The sequence below is a fragment of the Photorhabdus stackebrandtii genome (assembly GCF_011189495.1).
GTDB classification, from domain to species: Bacteria; Pseudomonadota; Gammaproteobacteria; order Enterobacterales; family Enterobacteriaceae; genus Photorhabdus; species Photorhabdus khanii.
Map to the genome: position 1 here is coordinate 19,150 of NZ_PUJV01000021.1, position 19,065 is coordinate 38,214.

A 19,065-nucleotide genomic window follows, 5' to 3' on the forward strand; every position below is an offset into this window, starting at 1 on the left:
GAGACGGAGATTTCTGTCCGGGAGTGGATATGTCTGATCAGGTTACGCCGGTAAGAGATGAAAAAGGATTGTTGCCTCTGGAAGAAAGGCATTTTTTACGACTAGGATGGTTAGTGATTGGGGTGGGGATCCTGGGGTTTCTTATTTGGGCGGCATTAGCGCCGTTGGATAAGGGGGTTGCCTCTTCCGGCGTGGTGGTGGTGGATGGCAACCGTAAAACAGTTCAGGCCCCGGCAAGCGGTATTATCAGCCAGATCAGGGTTGTTGAAGGCGAAACAATCAAAGCGGGTCAGACACTGGTCCAGCTCAGTCAGGTGCAGGCAAAAGCACAGGTCGATGTGCTTCAGGATCAACTGTATACCACGCTGGCAACGGAAGCCCGTTTATTGGCCGAGCAGCATGGTGATGAAACTCTGATTTTCCCTGAAATATTACAGCAATTACAATCTGAACCCCGGGTGAAAGAGATCATCGTACTGCAAAAACAACTGTTTGCATCGCGTCGTGAAATACTGCAAAGCGACTTGGAAGGGCTTGAACAGTCTGTCGAAGGTACAAATTTTCAGATTCAAGGGTTGAAATCTTCGCTTGTCAGCAAGCGTGTGCAGCAGGTGGCGCTTAGGGAGCAGATAGCTAATCTTAAATCTTTAGCGGATGAGGGCTATTTTCCGCGTAACCGTTATCTGGAGCTGTTGCGTGAGCAGGCTGAACTCAACAGCGGTATAGCGGAAATGGTAGGACGCGTTGGTCAGCTTGAAAAACAGTTACAGGAAACGCAGCAGCGTATTATCCAGCGCAAAGCAGACTATCAGCGGGAAGTTCGCACCCAATTGGCGGAGGTGCAGGGTGCTGCCAGCGAATACAGAAATAAGCTGGATACAGCACAATTCGAACTTACCCATACTTCAATTGTCGCGCCTGTTGATGGCACGGTTGTCGGATTAAATATTTTTACGCAAGGCGGTGTTGTTGCTCCCGGCGAAAAACTGATGGAAATCCTGCCGGACCAGATGGCGCTTGAGGTTGAAACCCGTGTTGCGGTTAATTTGGCAGATAAGATTAGCAAAGGGATGGATGTGGATCTGATGTTCACTGCTTTTAACCAGAACCGGACGCCAAAAATTGAAGGGAAAGTGGTCATGGTTTCCGCAGACAGGTTGGTGGATCCTGCAACCAGCCAACCTTATTATCAGATGAGAGCCGTGGTTTCTCCTGAGGGGATGGAAAAACTGAAAGGCTTGGATATCAGGCCAGGGATGCCGGTTGAGGTCTTTGTTAAAACGGGTTCCCGCTCCCTGTTTAGTTATCTGTTCAAGCCATTGGTGGATCGGGCTTCAACATCGTTGATAGAGGAGTAATTATGAAATTGAATCACGCTTCTTTATCAGTGGGTTTGCTTATTCTTTTCAGCGTCAGTTTATTCTCTTTTCCTGCATGGTCGCTAAGTTTGACAGAGGCTTATGCGCTGGCATTAGAAAATGATCCTACTTTTCTTGCTGCAATAAAAGAGAAAGAAGGGGGGGCTGAATACGAAAAGATTGGTAGAGCAGAATTGTTACCTAAGGTGATGATGTCTTATCAGAATTCACCAAGGAACTGGCAACATACGGAATATCCTGCTGGCTATGATCGCCGGGGAAATAGGATCACTGAAACCCGGGATCGCCAATATCGCAGTTATAACGCAGCTATTGTGGTCACTCAGCCATTGATGGATTTTGAAATATTGGCGCGTTTTAAAGCCAGTCAGGCTCACACCTTGATGAGTAATGAACGTTTTCGGGCAGATTTTCAGCAACTGGCTGTTCGGGTAGTGAATGCTTACGTGGATGTGGCTTATGCGCAGGATCAGATTGATTTAGTTGTGCGGCAGAAAATGGCTTATGAAAAACAACTGGAATTGAATAAGAAATTGTTTACTTCTGGTGAAGGGACTCGAACTGACGTGCTGGAAACACAATCCCGTTACAGTCAGGCGGTTGCGGATGAGATAGCGGCCAACGACGATTTGGATGCGGCAATCCGGAGTTTGCAACTGATTGTCGGTGTTCCTCTACCTGTTGATTTACCGGTACAACGATTATCGGATAAAAAACAATTTCAGATATCGAAGTTGTCGCCTAACCGTTATGGGGAATGGGAAAAATTGGCCTTAGCTAACAATCCGGTGCTGGCCGCTTCCCGTCAGGAAGTGAAAGCGGCGTATCATGAGGTGCAACGTAACCAGGCCGGTTATTTACCCAAGCTGGAACTCTATGCCTCCCATTCTGAAAACGAATCCAGCAGCGATAATACGGTAGATCAAAAATATCGAACCGATACTATTGGCGTGCGGATGAGTATGAATATCTATAATGGTGGCGGGACGTCTGCCGCTGTGCGTCAGGCAGCGGCACAATATGGCAGAACTAAATATGATCTTGATGCTCAGGCGGGGGAAATCCTTAATGCATTACGACGCAACTATAATCAGTACCTGAATAGCGAAAAACGGATTAATGCTTATGAAATAGCCGTTGAATCAGCCAGCTTGCAGGTAGATGCGACCAGTAAAAGTGTTGCTCTCGGACAGCGGGTTAATGTGGATGTCCTGAATGCAGAGCAACAGTTATATACTGCCCGGCGTGATCTTTCTCAGGCAAAATATAACTATATTAAAGCCTGGATCGGCCTGCTTAACGAGGCCGGAGAATTAAAAGGCGAACATCTGGATAAGATAGCGGGTTATTTTCGCTAGTTTGCAGTTGTCAGCCGGAGTTGTTGCAGATTGCCAGTTAAAGCCAGATTGGTACGTAATGACGCAACTTCCCGGCTGATAAACGCGATTGCTTTATTTGATTCCAGTTTGTTGCGCCATTTATCGGGTTGTTGATCGAGATTCTGGAAAAGGTTATCCAATGTACCGGCCTGTTGCAATAAAGTGGCTGCGGTTTTAGGGCCAATTCCCTGGATCCCGGGGATCTTACTGCTGCTGATACCCGCCAGACCCCAGTAATCAGGTAACTGTTCCGGTAAAACGCCAAATTCTCGTTGAACAAATGGCATATCCAGCCAGCGTTTCTGGAAGTAGTCCCGGATACGGATATTCGGTGAAAGTAACTGGCAATAACCTTTATCGGTAGAAACAATTGTCACATTGTGACCAGAGGAAGCGATTTTTACTGACAGCGTTGCTGCCAGATCATCGGCTTCATGCCCTTGGGCATGCCAGCAGGCAACCCCTTGTTGCTCAAATGACGCTCTGATCTGCGACATTTCTTGTTTCAAATTGTCGGGCATGGGTGAACGGCCAGCTTTGTAGTCAGGCAATATTTGGTGGCGCCAGCTATTACTGCGATCTTCTTCATCAAATACGGCAACAGCATGTGTGGGATTGGTATGTTGGATCAACTGCCTTAACGCATGTTCACAAGCGGGAATGCATGGGCTACCCTGCACAGCGTGAATACGGCGGATAAGGTTAAGAGCATCAACAATCAGAAGGTGTATCATATGGGTCACTATTTTGCCGAGTTATGCTCCATCCGTGGAGCAGACGTCTTTTTCTTGGGTCATTTTAACTGATAATTTCGTAGCAGGGCTCGTAGGCTGTGCCACCCGGTAGTTTCATCCGGTGTTGCCCTACAAAGTTTTTCAACAGATTATCCATATGGCGCATTATTTCAGTATCACCGTGGATTTTGAATGGGCCATGTTTTTCAATCGTTTGAATACCAATCTCTTTCACGTTACCTGCAACAATCCCAGAGAAAGCACGGCGTAGCGATGCCGCCAGTTTTTCCGGCGACTGATCGGGATAGAGATTGAGATTAACCATGTTTTCATGCGCTGGCTCGAATGGTTGTTGAAGATCATGGTTGATCTTCATTGACCAATTAAAGCTGTATGCATCACCGGTACTGTGTCGGTTATCTCTCACTAATGGCATCGCTTTTTTCATTACTTGGGCAACTTCCGGCGCATTATCAATAATAATGTGATAGTAGCGTCGTGCCTCTTTTCCTAATGTGTGAATAATAAATTCATCCATGACCTGGAAATAGTCTGCACTCTCCTTCGGGCCGGTAAGAATCAATGGCAGCACTTGCCCCTGGTTTTCCGGGTTCATCAGAATGCCGAGCAGATAGAGTAATTCTTCTGCTGTGCCGACACCGCCTGGGAAAATAATGATGCCGTGAGCAATGCGAACGAAAGCTTCCAGACGTTTTTCTATGTCTGGCATGATAACCAGTTCGTTCACGAGTGGGTTAGGGGGTTCGGCTGCAATGATGGAGGGTTCAGTGATACCGATAAAACGGCTATTTTTGTAATTCTGTTGGGCATGTCCTACCGCCGCGCCTTTCATCGGTGCTTCCATTGCGCCAGGGCCGCAGCCGGTACAGATATTGAGCCCACGTAACCCAAGCTGATTACCGACTTTACGGCCATATTGATACTCTAGCTTACTAATTGAATGGCCTCCCCAACAGACAATCATATTGGGCTCTTCATCGGTATGCAGTGCTCTGGCATTGCGCAGAATAGAGAATACTCTGTTGGTGATAGATGCACCATTTTTCAGATCGGGATGCTGCTGCTGTTCTGAATCGGTAATCTGAGTATGAACGAACAGGATATCCCGAAGTACTGCGAATAAATTAGCTTGTAGTGAATGGATAATTTTTCCGTCAACAAATGCATCTTCTGGTGGATTCACCAGTTCCAATTTTACCCCGCGCTCACGACGCAATACGTTAATTTCAAAATCTGTGTATTTAGAGAGCAGCTCTTTGCTATTATCGGTTTGGCTACCTGAATTGAGTACAGCCAGTGAGCAGTTACGGAACAGGCGATACAGATCACTTTTTGCGGTACTCTTTAGCATATCTACTTCAAGTTGAGATAATAAATCCATTGAGCCGAGTGGGTTGATATGTGTAATCAAGAATGACTCCTTTTATATCGTATGTGGGTTACACATCAATATCACTAAACTGAATGTATTACATTGCTTATTTTAGCTTATTTTGTACAAACGGCACTCAGAAAAGCCGTTTTTTTCTGTCGGTAAGGTTTTAAAATCTAGAAAAAAGGTAAGTGTATCATGAAAAAATAGGTAAAAAATTTAATCATCAGAGGTAAAAAACGTGGTTAAGGATTTTTTAAAGTGGGTAAAAAAATCGATGTTGTATTGACAATTGGAAGAGAAAACATCATGGAAAGCGGGTTTTAAGTTTTTTAATAAGGCGATAAAACAACAGAGTTAACCCAATAATAAGAATATGAGATTATATCAAAATATTTAACCACATTAACCAAAATAAAATACTTTGCATGACTGCAAGATGTTTATGAAAAATCAGAGAAAATAGTTAGATAAAGCCAGAAAGCTTTTAGATTAACCAAATTAGCAGAGAAAAAATGATAATTGTGTTTGGCAATATTAAAAACCGGTTTATTCACAGTCATGTTTAATTCGTTTATCGGCAATGCTACCCTTTACTTATTTTACATTTACCTAATTTGTTATAATTATTTAAAATCGAGAGTGTAGAGATTAAGACATTTATATAAAAAGCAGATTTAATTTAATAAGTGATATTTTCAGGCGAGCAGTAAATTGCGTTTAATCGAAGTCCATTAAATATTAACAAAGAGTTGAAAGAAAATCAGAGAGAAAAAAGAATATTATCTAAACATACTCATATTAAAGTACTTTCTAGTCATTATTTTGCGAAACAAGCCATATAAAATAGTGCAATAAAAAATGGATAAAACGGTGAATTTGGCAGGATTTAAACTATGAAAAAGTGTTAAAAACCATTAAAGCGTCATGCTGATTTAAACCATAAGTTGAAACAATGACTTTTAATAACAGTTTAAAAACTGCCATCATAAAGCTTATCAGTGAAAAATGAGAAACAAAAATGGGTTTGATTAATTTTTATGCCTCTGGGAAAAGGATAAATGAAAACATGAATAGATTAATCGAATGATTTAAATTACAGTTTTCTTATAAAAGGAACCGGATTTAATAATGTTTTCAAATCGGGGAGTAAACTTTTATAAACCAATTAAATCATCAATTATGAAAAATTTGAGTAACAAAATCCCTAAATAAATAATTTAACATAATACGAGTCTGGTTACTTTACAGCATTATTATTTTGTATTTATTATGCAACACCGTGATAGCTTAAATAAGCCCATTTAAACCTGATTTACACTGCTTTAATCCACCAATAGCATTGATTTTCTACGGTTTGATTTAAACTATGCCTCTTTTTATGGCTTTAATGTGATTTAACATTAACGCCGTGATAAAGGACTCTTTACGATGGTTGGAATTCTTCTCTGGGGATTAACGTTTTAACTGTGTAGGTACCTTAGTCACTCTCAGTAGAGCAAAACCGTACCCGGGTGCTGTGCAGTGGGTTTCGTTGTCATGTTAGCCACAAATATTTTGGGTCAGTTTGGTGATGTGTAGATATCTATAGCCTTTAGGAAGGGGAACAGTCAGAATATTTGGTTTACAATAACATTGAGTACACCCTAACAGTGACTGGTTGAAAATAATATGATTTCTAATGTTACAGAGGCGTTGGCTGATTTTACCCGTCGTTATGTTGATTTGTGGCAAAAGGAAACCGGAGCCTCACCTGCCAGCAGAGAACTTTATGGTGTGCCATCACCTTGCATTATCCGTACTGGTAATGACACGGTTTACTGGCTTCCGCAGTCTTTTTCTTCAGAAGATAAGCTGAATAGCGTTGAAGTTGCACTGGATATCCAATTACAGCCAGCAATTCATGATTTTTATACATCGCAATTGGCCGGTGATATGACGGTAATGTTTGAAGGCCAGCAGTTTAGTCTGATTCAGGTCTGGAGTGAGGATGACTTTATCCGTTTACAGGAGAACCTGATAGGGCATTTGGTAACGCAAAAGCGGCTGAAACTATCGCCAACAGCATTTATCGCTACTATGGATTCGGATATGAGTATCATTTCTCTATGTAATTTGACTGGTGAAGTGATTCTGGAGCAGTTTGGCAGTAACAAACGAATCCGCCTGTTTACCGACTTAGTTGAGTTTCTTGGTGCAATTGAGCCCGTCCTCGTTCGTTAAGCCTGGATTTTTAACTCTGAATTTGTGAGACATCTCTTACACTTTATGTAAGAGATGTCATTGTTTACTTTGGTGAGCTTCACATCGGTTTATTATTTTTATGTTATTTCAATAGCCTATAAATAATTACAGATTTCATTTGCTTTACTGACTTACCGGTTCCATTTGTATGGCTTGTTTCATACAGCGAATTAATTCATTCTGTCTCCCGCAGGAAAGGAATCATTGCGCATAACTTCTCAAGGACAAAATAGGGTGATGGTGGTCAGGATGACTGATGCAATGCATAACAGGATTGTATGCAATATAAATAAAAATGATGGGTAAGGGATAACCAATTAAGGATAATCTGTCAGGGAGTGAGCAGGGAGCAAACTATTAGCCGGACTGCTATAAAAAGCACAACTTAAAGGGAGCGCTAGTTCGCTCCCTTCTCTTTATTTGATTGATGGAATAAGCAAATTTTCAGCTTAAGGGCTATCAATGATATTCTTATGAACTTGGTAGCTTTGAATAAATATTTATCAGGCTGAAAATATGAGTACTGAAGAACAAATTCTGCAAAAATTACAACTAATTGAACACGCCATGAGGGACATTGACCTATGGCAAAGTCATCCTCCTAAACCAGAAGCTTTCGACAGTGTTGAACCATTTTCAATTGATACGATGCTGGCTGAAGAGTGGTTGCAGTGGGTATTAATGCCACGAATGTATGCGTTGCTGGAACAGGGCACAGAATTACCCGCGGCATTCTCTATCGCTCCTTATTTTGAAGAGTCCTATAAAGAAGAGGCTACTGGACGTTGCCAGCAACTGCTTGAACATCTTCGCGCGTTGGATCGCTTATTTATTCAGGGTGATTCCTGATATGTTGGAAGTGTTATATCAGGATAAGTATATTGTGGCGGTTAATAAACCGGCTGGTTGGTTAGTTCATCGTAGCTGGTTGGCGCGTCACGAAACACGCTTTGTTATGCAGACATTGCGTGATCAAATTGGTCAGCATGTTTTCCCCGTACACCGTCTGGACAGGCCGACGTCGGGCGTATTGTTAATGGCACTTTCCAGTGATGTTGCTTGTCAGCTTTCTCAACAGTTTGAATATTATCAGTTGCAAAAAACTTATCATGCTGTCGTGCGTGGCTATGTGCTGGAACCCGATATTATCGATTATGCTCTGGTTGAAGAGCTGGATAAAATTGCCGATAAATTTGCAGACAGTGATAAAGAGGCACAACCCAGTGTGACTTATTACCGACCATTGGCGAAAGTAGAATGTCCGGTAGAGATTGGCCGTTATCTTACATCACGCTTTAGTCTGCTGGAACTGATGCCGAAAACAGGCCGGAAACATCAATTGAGACGGCATATGGCACATATTCGTCATCCAATTATTGGTGATACGACACATGGTGATTTACGGCAGAACAGAGGGATTGCCGTTCATTATCAAACCAGCCGGTTGATGCTGCATGCCAGTTTGCTTGAATTAGATCACCCTGTTACCGGTGAGAAGTTATCTCTTACGGCAAAATGGGATGCGTCATGGCAACATTTGATGCAACAATTTGGTTGGCAAGGAATTATCCCTGATTTGGAATATGACAATAATTAGGACGAAGAAAGCAGGATAAAAAATTTTACAGATTAGGGTATTTTAAAAGAATATCTGTTTACCTTGTCTCTTGATTGAGATAATTAAGAGACAAAGGTAAGAATTAAGATAAATGTTATAGTTGGAAATTATTAATATATAATCTCATTGGTTTCTATCGGCTAATGTTGTTATTTTTTAGAGTGAATTATTAAACGAAAAGTAGTTGAGATTACTACTGAGGAAATTAATAATATTGTGAATGCAGCAACTATTTCTTCAATTTTAGCTCCTAAGTAAATAGTGTAAAAAAGAATAATCATAGTAATAAGTACATAAACGCCTGATTGCATACCCAAGGTATAAAGAGAGTCTTTAGAATATAACCCCAGATAAGAGAAAAAAACGGGTTGCATCAGTGTATTAGATAAAAATACCAGAATCGTAAATAACAAATAGAATATACCAGATCCCATAATAATGCCGAGTAAACAGAATCCAAGAGCAAATAACTGAATGATATTACCTACTATGATTTTCTTTCTGAAAGATATTGGTTTCATCACTTTAATGATCACAATTGCAGAGGGGAACCATATAATCAACAATATAGCATACATATGAATCATATCAATATGTTCGAAATATTTTGTCCTGACTGCGGGCATAATCATTAAGGATAGAAAAAAGCAAACATTTATTATAACCAGACTTAGAAAGGCAAAGAAAACACCTAATTTATTTTTTATAATAATGGAATCTTTAATGTCTTGTTTTGGTTTTCTAAAAATATTATTCTTATAACCGGTAAAATAAACAATTAGAGAAATGGAATAAATAAATGCAGCAAAAAAATTTGCGGATGTACGGGAATTCAAATCAAGGAGAGAGAAAATAACTGGGATTAAAAATGGCAGACTTAATAATGCAAGGCTTAAAATAGAGAAATACTTATTCGTTTTCTTTTCATTTCCTTCTGATACAAGAATATTTCTTCCCATTATGACAATAAATCCACTGATTACTCCCCATAATATTCTATGGAGAGCATCCAGCCAAACGGGAATCAATGTTTCCCCTCCTGAAAAGAGAATGCAATTGATAGTTGCGAATAATAAGAGTAATCCAAAGAGATTCTTTCTGAAAAAAACAATATTCACTTTTTGGATGACAAAGGATATTGTTACACATCCCAGAGAGAGTCCTAATAAATAGGAAAAAACAGGAATATAAGCATTTAAAACTATGGTTCCATCTTTAAGCACGGTATCTACCCAGATCATCAGACCCGATGAGCCGGTGATGTTTGCAGCACTTAATAACACACTAAGCACGACAGCCCTATTATTAAACATGGTGATCGTCCTCCTTATGCATATTTACTTCTGCCATTCTAGTAATTTCATTCTACTATTATTTTCATTGAAATAGAGTATAAGTAATTTTTAATACCAATGAAAATATTATCAGCTAAAATTTTTCCAAAAAGTAACGTTAATATTAAATTATTATTGGCTGAATAACTTAGTTTAATTTTGCAGGAATTGTTAAAGATGCAATGTTGGTGATTACTTGTTACCGTTTTATGTAGAATAGCTACAGTCATTGATCAGTGCATCTGTCCGTAATTAGCCTGACAGATATATCATTAGTTATTAGTGCTGATGAGATATTGTTTACATGACAGAGGCAGCCCAACAGTGGCAACATTTGATTGGTGCGACGACTTAGCTGGCAAAGTAATTATCCCTGATTTGGAAAGGGTTGAATTTTCTGTGGTTGCCAGCGAGGATAATTAATAATTCCTTTAAAAAGAGATAATAGGCGATGGCGAAGATTGGTATTTTTGTTGGTACTGTTTACGGTAATGCCCTGGCAGTTGCAGAAGAAGCACAGCTAATCCTTGAACAACAAGGCCATGAGATAGAAGTATTTGAAGAGGGGGAGTTGGAACAGTGGCAATCCTATCTGAATCAGGTAATTTTAGTTATCACTTCAACGACTGGACAAGGGGATTTGCCTGATAATATTCAGCCGCTTTATTGTGCTTTGCGGGATGAATTAGGTTATCAGCCGGAATTACGCTATGGCGTTATTGCTTTGGGTGATGGCAGTTACGAGAATTTTTGTGGTGGTGGTCGTACTTTTGATGAGCTGTTACACGAGCAGGGAGCAATAAGAATCGGTGAGGTTCTTCTGGTGGATGCAATAGAAGAAGCTGAACCGGAAGTTTTTGCTCAGTCCTGGATCAAACAGTGGGGCGAATTAGTTGAATAATCTTAATACACCGTTTATACCGGATAGGATATAAGCGGTGTAGTGATATATGAACCGCTTTATTTACGGGTTAATTTTTCCAGGTCGGCTTCAATCTCGGCAATTTTATTAGCAACAACGTGTTCAAGATGGCGCAGGTCATCAAGGATTTTATGTTTCAAATCGACTTCTGCCTGATCACGTTTGCAAATTTGATCCAATTCTTCAATCACATAACGTAGGTTAGTATTAATTTCGTTGATCTCTTTATATCCTTGCTCTGCATTGTCTGAAGCAACCGTTTTGCGTTGACGTGGATATTTGAATTTCACGCTTTTGGCAAAGAATTCTCCTTTATCTTTGCGAAAATAGATTTTCAGGATGTCATTGTTAGCTTCCTGACGCAGACTGTAGCGGTCAATCTCTTCGGGATATGTGATCCCCAGACTCTTTAAGTTATCGTACATGGCACCACCTTAAGGGTATTTTTCCCAGTAGGTTATTAATGCGTCATTTTGAATTTGGATCGTGCTTAAACTCCTTATGTACTCGGTGTACGTTCGGGATTATGCACAGTGCCCACGTTCAAACTACCTATATTAATAACACTGACTGAGGTCGGTAATGATGATAAAAAGCAAAAAAATAGCGGACTTATTATCCGCTATTTTGAAGTTTAATCTATCGCTCTTAAGAGTTCATTAATGCTCACTTTTGCCCGTGTTTTAGCATCCACTTTTTTTACAATGACAGCGCAATATAGGCTGTAACTGCCATCTTTCGATGGGAGGTTGCCAGAGACAACAACAGAGCCGGCAGGGACTCGGCCATAATGGATTTCGCCTGTTTCACGATCATAGATTTTGGTGCTTTGACCGATATAGACGCCCATTGAAATCACAGAACCTTCTTCGACAATGACACCTTCTACGATCTCAGAACGGGCGCCGATAAAGCAGTTATCTTCAATAATGGTCGGGTTGGCCTGTAATGGTTCCAACACGCCTCCGATGCCAACGCCGCCGGATAAATGGACGTTTTTACCAATTTGCGCACAGGAGCCGACAGTTGCCCAGGTATCTACCATTGTTCCTTCATCGACATAAGCGCCGATGTTGACGTACGAAGGCATCAAGACACAGTTGCGGGCGATAAAGGATCCCTGCCGCGCTGCTGCAGGAGGAACTACGCGAAAACCCTCTTTTTCAAATCTCGCTTGATCGTAATCAGCGAATTTCATCGGGACTTTATCGAAATAACGGCTTTCGGCGCCATCTATGACCTGATTTTCATGAATACGGAAAGAGAGCAGTACCGACATTTTCAGCCATTGATGGGTGACCCACTGACCATCAATTTTCTCTGCAACACGCAGTTTTCCACTATCCAGCAGATTGATGACCTGAGTAATGGCATCACGTGTTTCACGGTTGACTGTCGCTGGAGTAATAGTTGCGCGATTTTCAAAAGCACTTTCGATAATGGATTTTAATTGCTGCATTACATCTGTTTCCTTGGTTATCAGCCGAATCATGAGGGGCTTGTATTCAGTTACATTTTATCCTTTGGATTTAGGGTTTCTGTCAACCTTTCTGACAATTCTTCTCTGGTTTTTTTATTTAATGCTTTGTGGTCCTTATCCGCCAGCACAAAAAAGTCTTCGACACGTTCGCCGATCGTAGTGATGTGTGCACCATGCAATGAAACTTCCATTTCGGTAAAAATATTGCCGACTCTGGCCAGTAATCCTGGTTGATCCAGCGCGAATAACTCCATATAGGTTCGCCGTTCGTTGTGGGTAGGCAGAAAGATCACTTTTGTTGGTACATTGAAGTGACGCAGTTTGGTTGGCAATCTTCGTGCTTTGGGTGTTTTGGTATAAGGATCCAGAACGACCCGCAAAAGTGCGTCATGTATTATCTCATGGCGGTCCAGTGCTAAAGGATAACCATTGGGTTCCAGTACCACGAAAGTATCCATCGTCATATCATCACGATTGGTAAATATCTGCGCGTTATGAACGCTGAGATTGCGTCTGTCCAGTTCGCCGACAACCGCTGCAAATAGGGAAGGGCGGTCCGGACTCCAGATAAAAATCTCGGTACCGCCGCGAGTTGGCTTAGTACTGATCAGTATCAGCGGCTCTTGAGAATCATGTGCCACCAGATGGCGGGCGTGCCATGCCAGTTGCCTTGGTGTATGGCGAAGGAAATAATCTGCATGACAACGGCTCCAAAGCTGATGAAGTTTTTGTTCGTTAATATTGTCCTGGCGCAGAAGCGCAAGTGCCTGAAAACGGTTATGACGGATGCGTTCCCGCAAATCCGGTGTATTTCCCTGGCGCAATTGGCTCTCTGTAGAGAAATAGAGTTCCCGTAATAAGCTCTGCTTCCAACTATTCCACAGGTTGACGTTGGTTGCGCAGATATCAGCGACTGTCAGGCAAATGAGATAATGTAACCGGGTTTCATTGAGTATTTCATGGGCAAATTGTTTAATGACTTCCGGATCCTGGATATCTCGCCGTTGAGCCGTGACTGACATTAATAGATGATGACGCACCAGCCAAGTCACCAAGTCAGCTTCTCGTGAGTTAAGCCCATGTTGCAGTGAAAATGCCCGTGCATCTTCAGCGCCAAGCTCAGAATGGTCACCATTACGCCCTTTGGCGATATCGTGAAACAACGCAGCAAGGCGCAGGATCTCAAGCTGAGGTAAACGCGGGTATAGTTCAACGCAGAGCGGATGGGCTGCACGGTTGTTCTCATCAGCAAAACTTTCCAATTTTCTCAGCACACGGATTGTATGCTCATCGACGGTGTATGCGTGAAACAGATCAAATTGCATCTGGCCGACAATGTTGCCCCAAAGCGGTGTATAGGCGCCAAGAACACTGTGACGGTGCATGGGGACAAATGCGCTTTCAATCGCCCTTGGGTGACGCAGGATATCCATAAAGATTTGGCGGGCTTCGGGTAATTCACACAATGGCTGGTTCAAATTGCGGCGGGCATAACGGAGCTGGCGTAACGTAGTAGAATAGATGCCCTGAACTTCGGCATGTTCCGCCATGCGATAAAACATCCGCATAATTGCTGTGGGATCTTTGATAAACAGCGTCTCATCGACCAGATCAATTAATTGTCCACGTAGCTGGAATTCACTATCCAGTGGGCGGGATTTTTCACTGGTTTCCAGTGCCAGAATAGCTTCATCAAACAGTTGCAGCAGCATATTATTGAGTTCGCTGACGCGGCGTGTCATTCGGTAGAAATCTTTCATCATCCGCTCTATCGGCTGATTACGTTCTCCTTGGTAGCCCAATAATTGAGCAATGCTAAATTGGCGATCAAACAACAGGCGATTATCATAACGATTAACCACCAGATGAAGGGCAAAGCGGATGCGCCAGAGGAAACTTTGGCACTCATTCAATTCATTACGTTCTTCCGCTGTCAGGAAGCCGAAATCGACCATTTCATCTATTGAGGTTGCTCCAAAATGGCGGCGGGCAACCCACAGTAAGGTATGGATATCCCGTAACCCTCCGGGACTGCTTTTGATATCCGGTTCCAGATTGTAACTGGTGCTGTGATAGCGCTGGTGGCGTTCATGTTGTTCGACAATTTTGGCATCAAAGAATTCAGTGGAAGGCCAGAAACCATCATTGCAGGTATGTCGCTGTAATCGAAGAAAAAGTGACAGATCGCCGCAGATTAACCGTGATTCGATTAAATTTGTCGCAACAGTCAGGTCTGACAGCCCTTCCAGCAAACATTCTTCGAATGTACGAACACTATGGCCTACTTCCAGCCGGATATCCCACAATAAGGTGATAAATTGTCCGATATTCTGAGCTTGATGTTGTGTGAGAGATTGCTCACTGAGTATCAGCACGTCAATATCAGATAGCGGGTGTAGCTCCCGTCGGCCGTATCCGCCGACCGCAATCAATGAAAGTGATGAAATTTTATCAAACCCATAAACATTCCATAACTGTTTCAGTAACTGATCTATGTAATCACTGCGGGCTGAAATCAAGGCTTCTGCGGAAATTCCTGCTTTAAATGCATGTTCTAGCCAAAGTTGAAATTCTTCGAGGTGTCGTTTCAGCACCGGGTAGTGAAGATCATCACAGGAAAAATCAGTTGGAGAAAGTGGCGGGACAGGAGCCTTAATGGTGGCGATATCTGCTGGCATAAGTATGAACCCGTGAGAAAGGCGAATCATAACGGCCAGATTACTGAGAAAATATCGTGTTGAACAGGAGATATTGCCAGAGAAAGAGATTGGAAGCCCTGTATGGTTTCAGTAAGGCTTCACAATTTAGTGTCTAATTTATTCATTGACCAGGACGGCGGAAAGAACGGGTTCCTCTTCTTTGCGCAACGTCATGATTTCACAGCCGTTATCAGTTACAACAATTGTGTGTTCATACTGAGCAGACAAACTGCGGTCTTTGGTTTTGACTGTCCAGCCATCTTTCATGGTACGGATGCGGTAATCGCCAGTGTTAACCATAGGTTCAATAGTGAAAGCCATCCCTTTTTGCAGTACAACACCGCCATCATCTGCATCATAGTGCAGTACTTGAGGTTCCTCATGGAAGACTGCGCCGATGCCGTGACCACAATATTCACGAACCACAGAGAAATTCTTGGCTTCAACAAATTGTTGAATGGCTTTACCAAGAGTGCGCAGGCGAATGCCTGGTTTTACCATTTTCAGTGCCAGATAGAGGCTTTCTTGAGTGATGCGGCATAGACGCTCACCCTGAATGGTTGGCTTACCAACAATAAACATTTTTGACGTATCGCCGTGAAAGCCCTCTTTTATGACAGTCACATCAATATTAACGATATCGCCATTTTTCAGAGCCTTATCATCACTTGGGATACCGTGACAAACGACGTCATTAACAGAAATACAAACAGATTTTGGGAAACCGTGATAACCAAGACAAGCTGAAACAGCCTGTTGTTTATTGGTGATGTGATCGTGACAGATGCGATCCAATTCACCTGTTGTCACACCGGGTTTGACGTAAGGTTCAATCATTTCCAGTACTTCCGCCGCCAGGCGGCCGGCGACGCGCATTTTTTCAATATCTTCAGAGGTTTTAATTGAGATTGCCATGAAACTTGTCCATTCAAAGCCAGCAAATCTGCTGGTTGTATGATTATCAATAGGGAAAAAATTGTTGAACCAATGGTATCAGCCTACAGAATATCTGCCAATAACCGTTGGTAGCCATATTTCCCCCGTTATTTGTATTTATTAGGAATATCCATCTTTATCTCCAAAGGGTACTCCCGCCGACATCAGGTGGGAGGGGAATTTGGACGGGCTTGAAAAGCCCGTAGAATCATCAGCCACGCTGATGTTGAATGTATTGTTTCACCACTTCCAGCGGTGCTCCACCGCATGAACCCGCAAAGTAGGAGCGAGACCAGAGAACGGCCTTTCCGTATGCTCCGCGTAAGTCCAGAAACTCATTACGTAAGCGACGGGAGGTTACCGCTTTCAGCGAGTTAACCAATACCGATAGCTGAACGGTCGGGGGATACTCAATCAGCATATGAACATGATCTAAATCGCCGTGACTCTCTTTAAGTTCTGCGTCGAAGTCACAGCAGATTTCACCTGCATAGTGTCGCTCGCCAAGAATCTTTCTACGGTATTTGGTCACAAACACAAGATGTACATGCAAAAGAAAGGCGGCATGTCGTGAACGATTCATTTTGTATTTTTGCATTGAAGTTAGCCGAAGGCACAGTAAGATAGAGAACAAACTGACTACACACTGAATGATAATGCTGATACTGAAAGCCTACAAGTTCAGACTAGAGCCAACCGAAGAACAGTCGCAGCGTCTGCGGCAGTTATGCGGCTGTGCTCGTTTCGTCTGGAATTACGGGCTTGACGAAACGAAGCGCATTCTTGAGTCAGGCGGCAAACTTCCCTCCGCTTTTGAGCTGAATAGGATGCTCACGGTGTGGAAAAACATGCCGGAACACGCCTTTTTGCAGGAAGCCTACACGGATAACCTTCAGCAAAAACTCAAAGATTTACACGGAGCGTGGAAACGTTGTTTTGATAAAAAATTGTCGGCAAAAGCGCCTGTATTTAAAAGAAAAAATGACGGACGCGATTCGATCCGCTTCGTTAATTTTGAGAAATATTGTCGACTTAAACATCGTCGGGTAAAACTGCCTTCGGGTCTCGGTTGGGTTAAATTCCGGCAATCGCAGGAGGTGAACGGAAAAATTAAAAATGCCGCCATCAACCAGTCAGCGGGTAAATGGTCCATCTCATTTCAGGTCGAAATTGAGACGCCTGACCCCCAGCATGAATCCTCTTCAATGATTGGGTTGGATGTGGGGATAACAAAACTGGCCACGCTCTCGGATGGCACAATATACGAACCTGTAAACAGTTTTAAGCGCAATCAGCGCAAGCTGGCGAGGCTTCAGCATCAGTTAAGCCGCAAAGTTAAGTTCAGCGCCAACTGGCAGAAACAGAAGCGAAAAATTCAGCGTCTGCACGCGCATATTGCTAATATTCGCCGCGACTACCTTCATAAGACCACCACGAAAATAAGCAAAAACCACGCGATGATCGTGATTGAAGATTTGAAGGTCAGTAACATGTCGAAGTCAGCGAAAGGCACGGCAGAACAGCCCGGAAGGAACGTTCGGGCTAAATCAGGCTTAAATCGCGCGATATTGGATCAGGGCTGGTATGAAATGCGCCGTCAGCTAGAATATAAGCAGCGCTGGCGCGGCGGTCAGGTACTGGCAGTCCCTCCGGCATACACCAGCCAGCGGTGCGCATGTTGCGGTCATACAGCAAAAGAGAACCGCTTGTCGCAGAGTAAATTCGTGTGCCAGGTGTGTGGATATACCGCGAACGCAGATGTAAACGGCGCTCGTAACATTTTAGCGGCAGGACATGCCGTGCTTGCCTGTGGAGGGATGGTGCAGTCAGGCCGCCCGTCGGCAGGAACCAGACGCAGAGCGATCAGCCGTCGCCCACTAACGGGGATCCCCCTCTTGAGTCACGAAGTGCGAAAGTGGGGGAGGATGTCAACATAACTGCGTTTTTCTTTCCATAATTGTGCTATCAGAAAATGACAACAAAAGTTGGTGTCTTAAGCCGGTTTATGATATAAAGCGCGCCGGCGTTCTGTGTATTTGTTTCTAAGGCAAAACACCAGAGGCGTTAAATATACTCACTGTGTAAATAACACACACGGGTCGGCACATACACCGGGGTGCTCTCATGCAGAACATGCAGCTAAAGAGTCGGTGTTATGGGGCTCGTGGAGGCATAACCCCAACTTAATATTTTATAGAGGTTTACAATGGCAACTGTTTCCATGCGCGATATGCTGCAAGCGGGCGTTCACTTCGGTCACCAGACTCGTTACTGGAACCCAAAAATGAAACCATTCATTTTTGGTGCTCGTAACAAAGTGCATATCATCAACCTGGAAAAAACTGTTCCAATGTTCAACGACGCGTTAGCTGAGCTGAACAAAATTGCTTCACGCAAAGGCAAAATCCTGTTTGTGGGTACTAAGCGTGCTGCAAGCGAAGCGATTAAAGAATCAGCTCTGAGCTGTGATCAATTCTTCGTTAATCACCGTTGGTTAGGCGGTATGCTGACTAACTGGAAAACCGTTCGCCAGTCCATCAAGCGCTTGAAAGATTTAGAAGCACAGTCTCAGGACGGTACTTTTGACAAACTGACCAAGAAAGAAGCGTTAATTCGTTCTCGTGAATTGGGTAAGTTAGAAAACAGCCTGGGCGGTATCAAAGATATGGGCGGCTTACCTGACGCTCTGTTTGTTATCGATGCTGAACATGAACACATTGCTATCAAAGAAGCGAACAATCTGGGTATCCCAGTATTCGCTGTTGTTGATACTAACTCTGATCCAGATGGTGTTGATTTCATCATCCCTGGTAACGATGACGCAATCCGTGCAGTAAAACTGTATTTGGGTGCTGTTGCTACCGCTGTTCGTGAAGGTCGTTCTCAAGATCTGGCTGTTCAGGCAGAAGAAAGCTTTGTAGAAGCTGAATAATAAGGCAAGCTCATT

General features: G+C 42.9%; 15 protein-coding genes and 1 pseudogene. 8 read left to right on the plus strand and 8 right to left on the minus strand.

What is annotated here, in order from left to right; translation table 11 throughout:
* Window positions 1-29 precede the first annotated feature (29 nt).
* Together C5470_RS15940 and C5470_RS15945 are read left to right on the plus strand one after the other, a co-directional pair.
* On the plus strand, window positions 30-1,358 hold the full coding sequence (locus tag C5470_RS15940) for an HlyD family type I secretion periplasmic adaptor subunit (RefSeq protein ID WP_207627019.1): 1,329 nt from the start codon (window positions 30-32) through the stop codon (window positions 1,356-1,358).
* Window positions 1,359-1,360: 2 nt separating this feature from the next.
* Window positions 1,361-2,737: a TolC family outer membrane protein gene (locus tag C5470_RS15945; RefSeq protein ID WP_166290628.1), complete on the plus strand. Its 1,377-nt coding sequence runs from the start codon at window positions 1,361-1,363 to the stop codon at window positions 2,735-2,737.
* On the opposite strand, the gene xni is transcribed toward C5470_RS15945, so the two are convergent.
* Together xni and ppnN are read right to left on the minus strand one after the other, a co-directional pair.
* Window positions 2,734-3,492: a flap endonuclease Xni gene (xni, locus tag C5470_RS15950; RefSeq protein WP_166290630.1), complete on the minus strand. Its 759-nt coding sequence runs from the start codon at window positions 3,490-3,492 to the stop codon at window positions 2,734-2,736. The two genes, C5470_RS15945 and xni, sit on opposite strands and share 4 nt — an antisense overlap.
* A gap of 64 nt (window positions 3,493-3,556) precedes the next feature.
* A complete protein-coding gene (gene ppnN, locus C5470_RS15955) occupies window positions 3,557-4,924 on the minus strand; it encodes a nucleotide 5'-monophosphate nucleosidase PpnN (RefSeq protein ID WP_166290632.1) in 1,368 nt (455 codons plus the stop codon).
* Between the two features lie 1,632 nt (window positions 4,925-6,556).
* Between ppnN and syd the strand changes: the two genes are divergently transcribed.
* The 3 genes from syd (at window position 6,557) to truC (ending at window position 8,726) form a co-directional block, all read left to right on the plus strand.
* On the plus strand, window positions 6,557-7,108 hold the full coding sequence (gene syd / locus C5470_RS15960) for a SecY-interacting protein (protein WP_166290633.1): 552 nt from the start codon (window positions 6,557-6,559) through the stop codon (window positions 7,106-7,108).
* A gap of 537 nt (window positions 7,109-7,645) precedes the next feature.
* A complete protein-coding gene (locus C5470_RS15965) occupies window positions 7,646-7,978 on the plus strand; it encodes a YqcC family protein (protein WP_166290635.1) in 333 nt (110 codons plus the stop codon).
* A gap of 1 nt (window position 7,979) precedes the next feature.
* Window positions 7,980-8,726 (plus strand): tRNA pseudouridine(65) synthase TruC, encoded by a 747-nt coding sequence (truC, locus tag C5470_RS15970; RefSeq protein WP_166290637.1) that lies wholly within the window; start codon window positions 7,980-7,982, stop codon window positions 8,724-8,726.
* A gap of 170 nt (window positions 8,727-8,896) precedes the next feature.
* Here the strand turns inward: truC and C5470_RS15975 are convergent, their stop codons facing one another.
* On the minus strand, window positions 8,897-10,060 hold the full coding sequence (locus C5470_RS15975; RefSeq protein WP_166290639.1) for a hypothetical protein: 1,164 nt from the start codon (window positions 10,058-10,060) through the stop codon (window positions 8,897-8,899).
* 472 nt (window positions 10,061-10,532) lie between these two features.
* Between C5470_RS15975 and C5470_RS15980 the strand changes: the two genes are divergently transcribed.
* Window positions 10,533-10,982: a flavodoxin gene (locus C5470_RS15980; RefSeq protein ID WP_036843744.1), complete on the plus strand. Its 450-nt coding sequence runs from the start codon at window positions 10,533-10,535 to the stop codon at window positions 10,980-10,982.
* 59 nt (window positions 10,983-11,041) lie between these two features.
* On the opposite strand, the gene C5470_RS15985 is transcribed toward C5470_RS15980, so the two are convergent.
* From C5470_RS15985 to tnpA, 5 genes are all read right to left on the minus strand, one after another.
* The gene (locus C5470_RS15985; RefSeq protein WP_166290641.1) at window positions 11,042-11,428 is read right to left on the minus strand and encodes a DUF3461 family protein; all 387 of its coding nucleotides are present in this window, start codon (window positions 11,426-11,428) and stop codon (window positions 11,042-11,044) included.
* Between the two features lie 209 nt (window positions 11,429-11,637).
* On the minus strand, window positions 11,638-12,462 hold the full coding sequence (gene dapD, locus C5470_RS15990) for a 2,3,4,5-tetrahydropyridine-2,6-dicarboxylate N-succinyltransferase (RefSeq protein WP_166290643.1): 825 nt from the start codon (window positions 12,460-12,462) through the stop codon (window positions 11,638-11,640).
* A 50-nt stretch (window positions 12,463-12,512) separates the two neighbouring features.
* Window positions 12,513-15,161, minus strand: a complete 2,649-nt coding sequence (glnD, locus tag C5470_RS15995) for a bifunctional uridylyltransferase/uridylyl-removing protein GlnD (protein ID WP_166290645.1) — start codon at window positions 15,159-15,161, stop codon at window positions 12,513-12,515.
* Window positions 15,162-15,299: 138 nt separating this feature from the next.
* Entirely contained in the window at window positions 15,300-16,097 is a 798-nt protein-coding gene (map, locus tag C5470_RS16000; RefSeq protein WP_036843737.1) for a type I methionyl aminopeptidase, read from the minus strand.
* Between the two features lie 232 nt (window positions 16,098-16,329).
* Window positions 16,330-16,716 (minus strand): IS200/IS605 family transposase, encoded by a 387-nt coding sequence (gene tnpA, locus C5470_RS16005; protein WP_051477171.1) that lies wholly within the window; start codon window positions 16,714-16,716, stop codon window positions 16,330-16,332.
* A gap of 58 nt (window positions 16,717-16,774) precedes the next feature.
* On the opposite strand from tnpA, the pseudogene C5470_RS16010 reads away from it, so the two are divergent.
* Both C5470_RS16010 and rpsB read left to right on the plus strand, forming a co-directional pair.
* A pseudogene (locus C5470_RS16010) lies at window positions 16,775-17,956 on the plus strand (RNA-guided endonuclease InsQ/TnpB family protein); the annotation flags it as partial.
* A gap of 368 nt (window positions 17,957-18,324) precedes the next feature.
* Complete coding sequence (gene rpsB, locus C5470_RS16015) at window positions 18,325-19,050, plus strand: 30S ribosomal protein S2 (protein ID WP_046974080.1); 726 nt, start codon at window positions 18,325-18,327, stop codon at window positions 19,048-19,050.
* The last annotated feature ends 15 nt before the right edge of the window (window positions 19,051-19,065 follow it).